The organism is Nocardia sp. CA-107356 (genome assembly GCF_050946365.1).
GTDB lineage: Bacteria > Actinomycetota > Actinomycetes > Mycobacteriales > Mycobacteriaceae > Nocardia.
In genome coordinates, this window is record NZ_CP191992.1 from 6,268,620 (window position 1) to 6,281,969 (window position 13,350).

Genomic DNA, 13,350 nt, shown 5'->3' on the forward strand with positions numbered 1-13,350 from the left:
GTCTCTCAAATTTCGACGCAGCCGCCCACCGCGGACCGAATCCCTACCCGGCAGCTCAGCTGGTGTCCCGCCTCAGAAGGGCGCATCGGCGGCGAGCTGCCCCACCTCGGGCAGATAGGGGTCGAGCTCCCCGGATTCGAAGCGTGACATGCCGATGACATGCCAGAACTGCCCGGCGGTATTGCCTTCGAACTTGTAGCGACCGTCCGGCGCGAGCGCCGCCCAACCCTCGGACAGACCGAGCAGGATGGCCCGGATCGACGGCGCGCCGGCGACATCATCGTCCGGAAGCGACCACAGGATGATGTTGCCGTCATCGCCACCGCTGGCCAATACCCGGCCGGACGGGTCGAAGCTCAGCGACCAGACCCGGCGCTTATGGCCTTCGAGCGTATGCAGATGACGTCCGGACGCCATATCCCACAGCCGGACAACCAGATCGTCACCCCCGGTGGCCAGCGTGCCGGTGTGCGGGTCTACGGCGGCCGTCCAGAGCCTGCCGGTATGTCGGGTCAGGGTGTGCAGTTCATCGCCGGATTCGACATCCCAGATCCGGACTGTGGTGTCCCAGGAGGCGCTGGCGACGCGACCGCCGTGGAAGGCGACCGTGTACACCCGGTCCCGATGTCCGCGCAGCGCCCGCAGGAACCGGCCGGAGCCCACATCCCACAGCCGCACGACGGAGTCGTCACAGCCGGTGGCCATCAGCGTGCCGTCGGCACTGAATGCGATCGAGCGCACCCGGCCGCGATGTTCGGCGCAGACGGCGTGCAGCGCACCGGTGGTGCGGACCCAGACGATCACCGTGTCGTCGTCGTTGGCGGTGGCCACGAAGTCGCCGGTTGGGTCGAAGGCGATGGCCCAGATCGGCGCGGATTCGACATTGATGTGTCGCTCGTACAGGTTGGCACCGAGATCGAACAGGCTGAGCCGCCCGTCGTTGCCGACCATGCCGAGCTGCTGCGGCCGTATCGCGCTGAATACCGCCGATTCGAAGGTGAGCAGGCGATCCTCGCTGCCGATCAGTCTGCGGACCAGCCGCCCGGTCACCGGATCCCAGAGCCGCACCATACCGTCGTTGCCTACCCCGGCGAGCAGCGTGCCGTCGGCATTGAAGGTGACGGTACGGACCTGGCGGCCGTGACCGGTCAGGGTGTGTTTGCAGGTGCCGGTGACGGGATCCCAGAGCCGGGTGGTGAATTGGTCGTCGGTAATGGCCAATTGGGCGCCGTCCGGACGGAAAGCGAACGGCCAGATCGAGCCGGTATGTGCGGTGAGCCGGTGCCGCAGATCCCCGGTCGCGCTATCGCGCAGGCACACCAGCCCGGCGCTGTCACCCGAGGCAAGCAGGTCGCCGGACGGATCGAAGGCCAGCCAGTAGATGGCCGCAGCGTGGTCGGCAAGAGCCTGTCGTTCGGCACCGGTCTCGGCATCCCACAGCCGCAATCCGCCATCGGTATCCCCGCTCGCGACGATCGGCAGATTCGGATGGAAGGTCACGGTGTACACCCGCCCGGTGTGGCCGAGCAGATCACGAATCTTGCGGCAGCTCAGCGGATCCCACAGCGCCAGGGTGCCGTCGACGCCGCCGACCGCGAGCAGCTCGCCGGTCGGGTTGAACGCGACCCGGAATACCGATCCGGACGCGCCGCTGAATTCGCCACTCTCCCTGCCGGTTTCGATATCCCACAGCCGGACCGTCCCGCTTCGGTACGAGGCCGCGACCAGTGGACCGTGAATCGCCAAGCTGTAGATCAGTTCTCGGTCGCTCTCGGCGGGGCGGCATTCGTGGCGGAGTTCACCGCTGGGCAGCGTCCAGAGGCGCAGCACCCCGTCCGCGTCGCCGGTGGCCAGCAGATCACCGGCGGGGCTCAGCACAACGGGCCATGGCCAGTTCCTGTGCCCCTGCAGAATTCGGCGCAGTTCACCGGTGGCGGCGTCCCAGATGGCGACGGTTCCGTCACCGGATCCGGTGATCAGCACCGTATCGGTGAAGGCCACGGCGAAGGCTCTGGCCCGATGTGTCTGCAGCGTGCGCAGCGGCCGTCCGGTCTCGCTATCGCAGATGAGCACACCGCCGTCGTCGCTGCCGATGGCAAGAGTGCCGCCGTCCGGGTTGTAGGCGACCGGCTGTGGCAACCTGCCGTGTCTGGCGTGGAAGCCGTGCCGGACTCCGATTGCGGCCGGGGCGAATTCGGTCTGCGCCGCGACTCCGGGCACCCACGCCGCGCCGCGCAGGTCGGTGCCGGTGGGGGTGCCGGTGACATCGATCAGTGCGGCGCGGGTCCAGCGGCTACCGCTCGCCCGCGATCCGGTCAGATCGGTGTGCACCAGTCGCGCGCGGGTCAGATCTGCCTCACCCAGATCCGTGCCGACCAGACTGGCCTCGTCGAGCCGGGCGCCGACCAGCCGCGCGCCGTGCAATACGGCCCGGTCCAGGTTGGTGCCGACCAGCCGGGCGCCGGTCAGATCGGCTCCGGTGAGATCGACATCGCGCAGATCCCGATACGACAGATCCTCCCCCACCAGGCTCGCGCCGCGCAGGTCCGCGGTCGGCGCGGTGCGCAGCCGGGTCGTCACCCGAATGGCATTGGTGCGCGAGATATCGTCGGCCGCCTGGTCCGCGAGTGCCGCTTCGGCCCAGGTGCGCAGCGCCCGGTTGTCGGCGAGATCGCAGAGGAAGTCGATCGACAGTGGCGACAGCGGCGCCTGGGCGAGTTGTGCGGGCGCAACGGTTCCGACCTCGAACTGTTCGGAGATGTGGTTGGCAATCAACCACTCCATCACCGAGGAGTGGATAAAGCCGAACAGGTTGTCCTCGGTGCGCACCAACAGACTGCCGGAGCCGATGGCATGCGCGGACTGCTGCACCGACATCCGGCTCGACCCGGTCAGTTCGGCCAAACCCGATGCCACCTCGGTCAATTCCGACAGCCGCAGGTACGGTTCGCCGGTCTCCCAGATGCGCAGTGCGAATGCGGTTACCCCCAGCCACAATTCGTGCAGGCGCAGCCCGGGCAACGCGCCAGCGACACCCGCGGTCCGGTCGGCCTCATAGGTCAGCCAGGATTCGAGGATTTCCCGGTACAGCCCGGCCGGACCCACCGCCTGCTTGGCGCCCGCAGCCGCCCGCAGCCGCCGCTCGTCCAGATCGGCGATGAAGCCGAGCATTCTCGGGTTCTGTGCGAGCCCCAGCAGATCTTCGATGCCGGTGATCAACCCCATCCTGGCATCCGCGCGACGCCCGTCGCCGTCGTAGCGATTGGTCAAAAAGGCGTGGATCTGCGCGGGCGCGAAGTCCTCGATGTTGACGATGCGTCGATCCTGGAGCAGCCCCACCCTTTCGCCGAGTGCGGTGAGCACCTGGGCGCGGGATTCGAAGTGCTGGGTCCGGCTCGCCACAATGATCTTCGCCTTGCCGACCGCGGCTTGGAGCAGCGTCTCCAGATGGTCGGCGGCGAAGTCGTAGCTGATCCGGGTGACGAGTTCGTCGAAACCGTCGAACAGCAGCACCACCCGGCCCTCGCGCAGCATGTAGTGCAGCGCCTTGAGATCGATCCGGTCCTCACCGTGGTTGGCCAGATGTGCGGCGACCAGACCGTCCACCGAATGGGTCTTGTCCAGTGCACGCAGGTCGATGAGGATCGGGATCAACGCGGGCATGGTATCGGTGATGCGGCGGGCCAACTCGCGCAGCGCGAAGGTTTTGCCGCGGCCGAAATCGCCGAGGATGAGGATGAATCGGCCGTGGTCGGCGGCGACCACCTGCATGAGTTCACCGACCAGATCGTCACGGATCGACTGGTCACCGTGTTCGAGGATCCGGAAGCGTTGCGGCACATACAGATCCGGTGGATAGGTGCGATCCGAACGCAATCGCGCGGCCTGGCGGGTGAGATAGTCGTCCAGATCGAGCAGGCCCTGGAATTCGGTGAAGCTGCGTACCCGCAGACCGTGGCTGGCCGCCTCCTCGCGCAGTGAACGCGGCGGCGCCGCACCGCGATAGACGAGTTCGGAACCGTATTCCGGGTCGTGGCCGAGGAAGTCCTCGACCACCTGCCGGGTCATATCGCCGACGTGCACTCCGATGCGCCACTGGGCGATGACCTCGTCGTATTCCGTGGTGATCAACAGATGCGGCGGCTGCACCTCGACGCGGCGGATTTTCGCACCGGGATAACGGGTTTCACACACCTCGGCGACGCGCTCCAGCAGCCGCCCGTGCGGGTCGACCGCCGGGGTCTCGACGGGCGGTTCGGGAAGTTCGGGCTCGTCCGGACCGAGAAGTTCGGGCTGTTTGGCCGTGGGCAGCGCGGCCGCCGTTTTCAGCCAGTCGAGCTCGAGTTGCGCGGTCGCATCACCCCGTCCGGCGAACCGGGCCAGACCCGCGGCGGTCAGCTGGATGATCTCATCCCGACCCGGCGCGGCCGCGGGCAACACGGGTAGCGTGCCATCGAGCCGATCCAGATGCGGCCCACCGGGTCCTGGGCCGTGCATCAGCAAATTCAACCGGCCGCCGAGCAGCCTCGACAAGGTATCGACATCGCGCAGCAGGTCCGGATCATGGGCGGGCGTGCCAGCACCGGGCAGTGGGTCGTGCCGGACGACGCCGAGGCGCAGCCATCCGTTCTCCTCGAACGGGCGCAGCCGCTCGGCGAACCACGCCGCCTGGGGTTCCCCGATCCGGCCGTAATCGTCCTCGGGCAGATGGGTTGCGGCCATGGTCGAGTTCAATCCGGCTACCACGACACGCAATTCGGGAATCGGGAACAGTGTCCACGGCTGACCGATATCGAAAACGAGGTGATCCAGGCCCTGATACAGCGCGGAGAACATCCGCGCGTACTGCTCGAGCTTCGGGAAGTACGGTGGCTGCGGTTTGCGATCGCGGGCCTCGCAGCCCAGGAAGTACGCGTGGCAGGCGGGTTTGGACACATCGTGATTGCCGGGCACCACGATCAACCGATCCGGACCGAGACCGAGTAGCGTGCGCAGTCCGCTCAGAAAGGTCAGCGCCTCGTCGACCTCACGCGGACGGCCGGATTCGGTCATATCGCCGGACACCACGATCAAATCCGGTTTGGCCACACCCTGATCGACCAGATGAGTGACATTGGCGTGGATGCGAGCCTGCAATTCGGCCGCGGTGCTCGGCTCGTCCGGCCCGAGCAGGCCGCGACCGAACCGCGGCCCCGCCACATGCAGTACCGAAACGCCGGTGCGCTGCTCGTCGCGCGGTGCGGCGCCGGGAAAGGCCGGAGCCGTCACCGGTGTGCGGCGGCTCAGCATGGATTCGACACTGTCCGACATGGTTTCGGCGGCGAACCGGTCTGGCGCCGGGCCGGGTGCGTCATGCGGGAAGCCCGGTTCCGACGGCGGCTTCGCCCGCCCCGCGAGCAGATGCCCGACCCGCTCCAGCAGGATTCGGCGCGCCTCATCCGCGCTGGGCACCCGCACCAGATCGAGGTAGGTGATGGTGGCGAGCAGGCCCTCCAATGCGCATTCGGCGATACGCACCGGCATGAGCTTGCCCGGATCGGTCCGGTAGGCCGCCTGCCATTCCATGGTTCCGTAGTACGAACCGAGATAGTTCTCCGACAGTACGACCAGCACCACTGCCGAATCGCGCACGCCGCGATCCATGAAATCGATGAAGTTCGTACCCGGTACGAAATCCCAGGCCTGGATGAGGGTGGTGTAGCCAGCGGTCTCCAACTGCCAGGCCAACCAGGTGGCCCATCGCTCGTCGGCCGGTGAATAGCTGATGAAGAAGTCCCGCCGCCCGCCCGAAGTCACAGCATCAGTATGCCCCGAGAGGTGGTAACCCCAAACGAAAGCAGATCATTGCGACGCGCGGCGAATACGGAAGTGCCCCAGCCGATATGCTGCATGATGGGGCATGTGCCCGAACAGGTCGATACCGCTGCGGAGAACCCGCCGTCGAGTGCCCTGACGTCCGCGCCACCACCCAGACGGGGGCTGAGCACGCTGGACTGGGTCCGGCTCGGACTGCTCGCGGCCGGCCTGCTCTGTGTGGCAACCGGATTGCTGCCGCGCGCCGAGGCCGCCGACAATATGCGACGGATCGGGCCACTGCTGCTGTTCCTGTGCAGTGTGATCATTCTCGCGGAGCTGACACGACAGGCGAAGGTCTTCGACGTGATCGCGCACCGGCTGGCCATTCTGGGCCGGGGCTACTATCCGGCGCTGTTCCTGCTCTGTGTGCTCTTCGCGTCGGCGACCACCATTCTGCTCAATCTCGATACGACTGCCGTCTTGCTCACCCCGGTCATGCTCGCACTGGCGATACCGGCCCGCATTCCGCCACTGCCGTTGGCGATGACCACACTGTGGCTGGCCAATACGGCGAGTCTGCTGCTACCGGTCTCCAACCTCACCAATCTCCTTGCCGCCGATCGAGTTGCCTTGCGTGCCACCGATTTCGCCGCGCGGATGTGGGCACCGCAGTTGCTATCGATTGCCGCGACGATGGTGTGCCTATGGATCTGGTACTGGCGGCGCGGTCAACGCGACACCGACCGGTACATACCGCCGGAGCCGATCCGCCCGAAGAACGCCAGGGAGCGCACGCTGCTCTACACAACTGCGGGCGCATGTCTGCTGTTCATTTTTGCCATCCCGTTCGTGGGTGACCGGATCGGCATCGCCGCCACGGTCGCCGCCGCCATCGCGGTTGCGGCCTTCGCGATCGTCGACCGATCCGCGCTGCGCTGGTCGCTGATCCCCTGGCAGCTCCTGGTTTTCGTGGTCGGACTCTTCCTGCTGGTGCCGACGCTGAGCCGATTCGGTCTCGCCGATGTGATGCACGCGCTGATCGGCGACGACTCCGGGCCGGTCGGGGCCTTCCGTGCGGCCGGGGCCGGGGCGGGTTTGTCCAATATCGCCAATAATCTTCCGGCCTATACGGCGGGCGAGGCGGTCATTCCCGAATATCATCGGAACCAGTTGCTGGCCTTGCTGATCGGCACCAATATCGGCCCGATCGTGACGCCATGGGCATCGCTGGCGACGCTGCTGTGCTTAGAGTTCTGCCGCACGCACGGGGTGCGGGTGCCGATGCGGCGGTTCGTGCTCACGGGGCTGGGACTTGCGGTGGTCGCGACGGCGGGGGCGGTCGCGGCGCTACTCGTGAGCGGATAGCTGCACCTCGGTTCAGCCCGGCAAACCGGTGACCGTGACATCCGCGGCCGACTTCACCAGTAGGGTCAGGTCCGGGAGCATTTCGGCGCTCGCGGCGATGAAGTCGACCTCACCGGTGGGCAGATCGAGGCGATCATCGAGCGGTGCGCCGTCGAAATCGGTGAGGTGCAAGCCGGATTCCCGAGCGAGCAAGGTTCCCGCCGGGAGGTCGACGAGACCGGCTCGATAACCTACGAAGCCGTCGATATCGCCACGCGCAAGCATCACCCAGCACAGCAGCGGGGACCAGAGCTGGATCAGGCGGCGCGAGCCGGATTCGAGGGACAGACGCAGGGCCCTGGCAGCCGGGTCGGTGCGACCCACCGGATAACCCTGTAACCAGGCCAGGGTCGGCGCGGATTCGCTGGGCCGATGTGGCGGGTGGCGCAGTGGGCCGCCGGGTCCGTTCGCGCCTCCGCCGCGCACGGCCGACCAGGTGCGGTCCGATACCGGCTCATGGATGACGCCGAGCACCGGGATTCCGTTGTGGCACAGGGCTATACCAACAGTGCAGACGGGCAGTCCGATGGCGATGTTATTGGTACCGTCCAGCGGATCGACGACCCAGCACCAGGTATCGTCCACCCCGTCGAGACCGGATTCCTCGGCGAGGATGCGGTGGTCAGGAAAGGCGCGACGAATACGGCCGACGATGAGATGTTCGGCCCGCAGATCCAGATCGGTGACCAGGTCACCGGCCGCATCCTTGATCCGCACGGTCAGCGATCCGGCCAGCCCCGCACGAATCGCGCGACCCGCCTCGACCGCCGCCTCGACCGCCACCGACCGAGCGAGCGCGACGGTCGCGTCCGGCGGCTTTTCGTGCAGCGCCCCGATCCGGACCGAATCGGCCCGGTTCGCCTGGGGAACAGCCAGATTCATCACGTCGCTCGTTCGCATCGGTCCTCCAGCTGTTCCGGCAGGGTATTCAGGTGATCCAGCACGGTCTCGGCGGCCTGCCGGGTTTCGGATGTGGTGCACGCGGTGCGGTGCACCCAGTGGTCGGCGGTGGCGAGGCCGCCGAGCGATCGGTCTGGTCGGCCGTGTCGCGCCTCGCCGAGCACCACGGTGGCAGCCTCGCCCTGCACGTCGGAGACGTGAAATACCCCGTGCGGCAACGTGTATACCTCGCCCGAGTGGAAATGCTCGGCCGATCGGGTGCGGCAGGTGACCAGTTGCGCGGTCGCGCGCACCACGTCACCGTCGGCGGCACTGTGGATTTCGAAGATCCGGTGCGTCGGCCGATCGGTAGCGCCTGCCACGTCCAGGATTTGATTGCCGACCCGGCCGTACAGCACCGCGCTCAGCAGATCCCAACTGTGTGCGTGCATCGGCGAGGTCGTCGGCTGGGCGCGCAGACCCGCGGTCCAGACGTGCACGCAGATGCCACGACCACCGCCACGCCAGGTGGGGAAACACACGAACCCCAGGGGATGCAGGACCGGGATGACCTCGACGCGACCGTCCAACACACCGGTCATCAGGTCATGGGTCCAGCGGCGCACGATATCGCCGGCGACCGCGCGCCGCTCGCTCGACGTGACGCGCCCCGCCGCATCGGAGCCGATCAGCGTTAGGAGACGGTCGTAATCGTTCATTCAGTACGGATTCCTCGGCTGTAGCGCGCGACGCACGATATCGGCGACGTCGCGATCGGTGTAGGAGGCCGGTAGTGCGAGACCGAGCGCGTCGAACAGTCCGCGGGTCTGATCGACGGACGGCTCGTCGGCCAGCGACAGCTCCTCGCTTCGGCTGAGCGGCACCTGCCTGGCCTGTTTGAAACTGGCCACCAGTTCCCGGTTGAAGTCCCGGTAGTAGGGCTTGTCCCGTTCGAACATCAGGGCCGGGGTGTTCGGATTGTCCTGGGTGACAATGACGCAACTCGACGACAGGTCCCAGCGGAAGGTCGTCATCACCGTCGAGAGGCCGACATCGATGGTCAGGAAGGTAAAGCGCTGCCGATACCAGCAGGCGGCGAGTACCGTCGCGAAGGATTCCTTGCGGGTGCGTTCGGTGGTCCACAGTTCGCCGGTGCGGTCGGCCTCCGGCACCAGCGACGAGCGGAATTGCGCATAGGTCTTGCACAGCTGCTCGTTGCTCGGGTCGAGGACCTCGACCTGAATTCGCAGCGGACGCTGCTCGCGGCGCGCGTTTTCCACGCATTCGCGCAGTGTGACGGCCCGCAGATAGGTTCCGGTGCCGCCCTTGAACAGCCACTGCTCGGTGCCGCGCCGCGCGAGCGTATGCGCATGCCCGATCTCCGGACCGTACAGCAGCTGCACCGAATTCGAATCCCGAATGGCCTTGGCCGACAGATGCCGATCACGCAGCAGTGTGGTGGCCAGCAAACCGAGCACCAGCAGGATGACCGCGTTGATCAGATCCGCATCGAAAAAACCGATATCGATCAGTGAGATCACACCGAAGATGACCGCGAGAACCAAAGCGACGAGACCGTCGATATTGTTCCGCAGCCAGATCAGCACCCGTGCCATATGTTTCGGCCTCCCCTGGGGTTTCCACCCAGGATAGGTGCACCGGCGTCGACGCAGCGAGCGAACCGTCAAGTCCCACTGGCGGGCCGGTGCGTCGACACGGCGGCCAGTCGCGCGGAAAGGATTCGGCGGGCTCGGTCATAGGGGGCCGATTCGCCGAACAGCAGCGCGTCCTGAGCCGCGGTGCGTGCGATGGCGTCGAGTTCGAACGCGAGGTCGGCGGGCTCGTTATCGGGGGCGATCTCGCCGAGGTCGATGGCCTCGGCGACGGTGGTTTCATAGAGCCGCAACCAGTCTCGGCGCGATGCGGCGACGGCGTCGCGTACGCGGCCGGGGCGGGCGTCGAATTCGGCGACGGCGGACAGGAAGAAGCAGCCACCACTGAAGTACGGCTTCGCGGCATAGTCCAGCCATGAGTCGGCGAGTGCTCGGACGCGGCGGATGCCGGCGGGCGCACGTCGCGCGGGCTTCACCACATGTGCGACGAACACCTCCACGGCCGCACGGACGGTCGCGAGCTGAAGTTCTTCCTTGGAGCCGAAGTGCGCGAAAACGCCGCTCTTGCTGAGGTCGAGTTCGGTCGCCAGACGCCGCACGGACAGGCTTTCCAGGCCCTCGACCGAGGCGATGTCCATGGCGCGGTCGAGGATGACGCGGCGCGATCGCTCACCGCGTTGCAGACGCTTGTCGACCTTGGCTTCGACGGTCACCGATACCTGCCTTTCGTCCGACGTCGAGCATAGTCGACGGACGATCGTCCTGATTGTTTCGCATCGAATTAGCTGGCTTGCCCATTCATCCGGCGGTGTTGACAGAAGATTGTAGACAAGTAATAGTACGACTGTCCACTTACTTTGCCTGCAGCTGCCGCTGACTCGCACCACCATCCGCAACCCAACGGGCATCGGGCAGGCGAATGGCGATGCGAGTCAGCGCATACGGCGGACCTGTGGACGCACCGGCCGCTCAAACAACTCGGACGAGCGTCCATATTCTTCAGGTGAGAGGACAGATCATGCGAGCTATTCAGCAGGAGCACTGGGGTGGGCCCGAAACCATGCGACTCGTCGAGATCGAGCGGCCGACACCGCTGTATACCGAGGTGCTGGTGAAAGTCGTTGCGGCGGGGGTCAATCCGATCGACTACTTCAGCAGAGAAGGGCGGGCATACGTCCAGGCGTTGACGCTGCCCTTCGTCAACGGCTGGGATGTCGCCGGAGTCGTCGAGCAGGTCGGCTACGGGGTGACTCGCTTCCGACCCGGCGATCGGGTGTACGGCATGCCATGGTTTCCGCGCGCGGCTGGCGCCTATGCGGAATATGTGACCGCGCCGTCGCACCAATTCGCGCCCATGCCAACGGGTTCGAGCTTCACCGAGGCGGCGGCGCTACCATTGGCCGCCCTCACGGCCTGGCAGATGCTCGTCGATATCGGGAAAGTCGCTCCTGGACAACGTGTTCTGGTATCCGCCGCGGCAGGCGGGGTCGGCCATCTCGCCGTGCAGATCGCAAAGGCGTTCGGGGCGTATGTGATCGGCACCGCACGCTCGGCCAAGCACGAATTCCTCACCGCACTCGGCGCCGACGAAACCATCGACTACACGACGACCGATATCGCCGCGACGGTCCGCGATCTCGATATCGTGATCCAGATGTACGGCGGCGAACCGGCGCTGCGCATGCTCGAAACCTTGCGTCCCGGCGGCATTCTCGTCAACGGACAGGCGTCTTGGACACCCGGAATGTACGAGCGCGCGGCCGAACTCGGCGTGCGCGCCAGTGCCTACCTGGTCGAACCCGACCGCGCCGACCTCGAATCATTGACCGACCTGGTCGAAAAGAACCAGCTGCGTCCACACGTCGAAACGGTGCTGCCGCTGGAGCAGGCCGCCGAGGCACACCGCCTGATCGAACAGGGCCGAACCACCGGGAAGATCGTGCTCACCGTTAGTGACCCAGGCCACACCACAAATCCTTGACCTCGAGTGCGGTTGAGGAACCAGGATCGACCCGTGCCCAGGTTCGTCGAATGCGGCGCACACCATCCGTCGGTGCGCCACCGCACGCCCCGGCACACCCGATTCCGCGAGTCGGTCGACGGCTCGCGGTTCGCTCCCGCTGGACCAGTACACCCACCAGCGGGAGCGCAGGTGGGCCCGTCCTATCGGCTAGTGCACCGGATCGCGGTATGTCCTGAAACGTCAACAGCCGCGCACCATTTCGGTGCGCGGCTGGGTGGACGGCAATCAATCAAGCGGAGACGGCGATCTCCCACTCGTACACGGTGAGTTCCGATGAACCGGTGGTGTGCACCGGGTCGGTGAACGCGATCTCGCGGGCGGCCTCGAGGCTTTCGGCATGGATCACGTAGGCGCCGCCGGTGCCGTCGGTGAAGCGTCCGCTCTCCACCAACTGCCCACGCTCCAACAGCTCGTTCAGGAACTGCCTGTGCGGTTCGATGGTGGCCGGGTCGAACGACGGCTTGCGCATCGCCATGACCAGGTACTTATTGGTCACCCCTGCGACTCCGGACGCGGCGCTCTGGTTGCCGCGGCGGCGGCACGCACCTGCGGGGCCACCAGTACGACCTGGCCGAGCACACCGTTGACGAATCCGGGCGAATCGTCGGTCGACAGCTCCTTGGCCAACTCCACGGCCTCATCGACGGCGACGACCGGCGGAACATCGTTGGCGTGGAACAACTCCCACACCGCGATGCGCAGAATGGCCCGATCGACGGCGGGCAGCCGGGACAGCTCCCAGTCCTTGAGATAGGACTCGATGGTGCCATCCACCCGATCCAGATCGTCGGCGACGCCCTCGACCAGGGTGCGGGTATAGGCGTGCACCGGGGCAACCGCCTGATCCTGGGTGGCCAGCTCGGCCCGCTCGGTGAGCAGGTCGGCTGCGTCCACGTCGCGGGCCTCCGCCTCGAAGAGCAGATCGACCGCCCGGCGGCGGGCCTTGTGGCGCGCGCCGAGCTTCTTGAAAGTGGACTTCTTATCCAAGGGCTGTTCCGCCACAGTCGTTATTATCCCTGTTCGCCAGGTCCGGCGATCAGGCGTTGACTCGGCCGAGGTAGCTGCCGTCGCGCGAGTCGATGCGCAGCTTGTCGCCGGTGTTGATGAACAGCGGGACCTGCACCTCGGCGCCGGTCTCCAGGGTGGCGGGCTTGGTGCCGCCGGTGGAACGGTCGCCCTGCAGGCCGATATCGGTGTGCTGCACCTCGAGCTCGACCGTGACGGGCAGCTCGACGTAGAGCGGCGCGCCCTCGTGGGTGGCGACCTGCACGGTCATGTTCTCCAGCAGGAAGCGCGCGCCGGGGCCGATGGTCTCTTCGGCGATGGAGATCTGGTCGAACGTGTCGCCGTCCATGAACACGTAGTCCGTGCCGTCGTGGTACAGGTAGGTCATATCGCGACGGTCGACGGTGGCGGTCTCCACCTTGACGCCCGCGTTGAAGGTCTTGTCGACGACCTTGCCGGACAGCACGTTCTTCAGCTTGGTCCGCACGAAGGCAGGGCCTTTACCCGGCTTGACGTGCTGGAATTCGATGATCTGCTGGAGCTGACCGTCGATCTTCAGCACGAGGCCGTTCTTGAAGTCGCTGGTGTCCGCCACTGTTCTCGGATCTCCTAGTTCATGAATGTTCGGGC

Annotated in this window: 10 protein-coding genes; 2 read left to right on the plus strand and 8 right to left on the minus strand. The window is 66.3% G+C overall.

Annotated features, from left to right (window positions below):
- Window positions 1-72: 72 nt before the first annotated feature.
- Window positions 73-5,796: a TIR domain-containing protein gene (locus tag ACQP1G_RS28430; RefSeq protein ID WP_433192623.1), complete on the minus strand. Its 5,724-nt coding sequence runs from the start codon at window positions 5,794-5,796 to the stop codon at window positions 73-75.
- Window positions 5,797-5,892: 96 nt separating this feature from the next.
- Between ACQP1G_RS28430 and ACQP1G_RS28435 the strand changes: the two genes are divergently transcribed.
- Window positions 5,893-7,161 carry an SLC13 family permease gene (locus tag ACQP1G_RS28435; RefSeq protein ID WP_433208881.1) on the plus strand — a complete coding sequence of 423 codons (1,269 nt, stop codon included), beginning with the start codon at window positions 5,893-5,895 and terminating at the stop codon, window positions 7,159-7,161.
- 12 nt (window positions 7,162-7,173) lie between these two features.
- Here ACQP1G_RS28435 and ACQP1G_RS28440 read toward each other — a convergent pair whose 3' ends face one another.
- The 4 genes from ACQP1G_RS28440 to ACQP1G_RS28455 form a co-directional block, all read right to left on the minus strand.
- Window positions 7,174-8,100 (minus strand): inositol monophosphatase family protein, encoded by a 927-nt coding sequence (locus ACQP1G_RS28440; RefSeq protein ID WP_433192624.1) that lies wholly within the window; start codon window positions 8,098-8,100, stop codon window positions 7,174-7,176.
- Window positions 8,082-8,798, minus strand: a complete 717-nt coding sequence (locus ACQP1G_RS28445) for a hypothetical protein (protein WP_433192625.1) — start codon at window positions 8,796-8,798, stop codon at window positions 8,082-8,084. Before ACQP1G_RS28445 ends, ACQP1G_RS28440 begins: the two co-directional genes overlap by 19 nt.
- A complete protein-coding gene (locus tag ACQP1G_RS28450; RefSeq protein WP_433192626.1) occupies window positions 8,799-9,695 on the minus strand; it encodes a hypothetical protein in 897 nt (298 codons plus the stop codon). It abuts the gene before it with no gap.
- Between the two features lie 68 nt (window positions 9,696-9,763).
- A complete protein-coding gene (locus tag ACQP1G_RS28455; RefSeq protein WP_433192627.1) occupies window positions 9,764-10,405 on the minus strand; it encodes a TetR/AcrR family transcriptional regulator in 642 nt (213 codons plus the stop codon).
- Window positions 10,406-10,710: 305 nt separating this feature from the next.
- On the opposite strand from ACQP1G_RS28455, the gene ACQP1G_RS28460 reads away from it, so the two are divergent.
- The gene (locus ACQP1G_RS28460) at window positions 10,711-11,673 is read left to right on the plus strand and encodes an NADP-dependent oxidoreductase (protein WP_433192628.1); all 963 of its coding nucleotides are present in this window, start codon (window positions 10,711-10,713) and stop codon (window positions 11,671-11,673) included.
- 271 nt (window positions 11,674-11,944) lie between these two features.
- On the opposite strand, the gene ACQP1G_RS28465 is transcribed toward ACQP1G_RS28460, so the two are convergent.
- Genes ACQP1G_RS28465 through efp form a run of 3 tightly spaced genes read right to left on the minus strand, consistent with a single transcriptional unit; the run spans window position 11,945 to window position 13,315 of the window.
- Window positions 11,945-12,211 carry a YciI family protein gene (locus tag ACQP1G_RS28465; RefSeq protein WP_433192630.1) on the minus strand — a complete coding sequence of 89 codons (267 nt, stop codon included), beginning with the start codon at window positions 12,209-12,211 and terminating at the stop codon, window positions 11,945-11,947.
- The gene (nusB, locus tag ACQP1G_RS28470) at window positions 12,208-12,717 is read right to left on the minus strand and encodes a transcription antitermination factor NusB (RefSeq protein WP_433192631.1); all 510 of its coding nucleotides are present in this window, start codon (window positions 12,715-12,717) and stop codon (window positions 12,208-12,210) included. Before nusB ends, ACQP1G_RS28465 begins: the two co-directional genes overlap by 4 nt.
- 34 nt (window positions 12,718-12,751) lie before the next feature.
- Window positions 12,752-13,315, minus strand: coding sequence for an elongation factor P (gene efp / locus ACQP1G_RS28475; RefSeq protein WP_330256558.1), 564 nt, complete (start codon window positions 13,313-13,315; stop codon window positions 12,752-12,754).
- Window positions 13,316-13,350 lie beyond the last annotated feature (35 nt).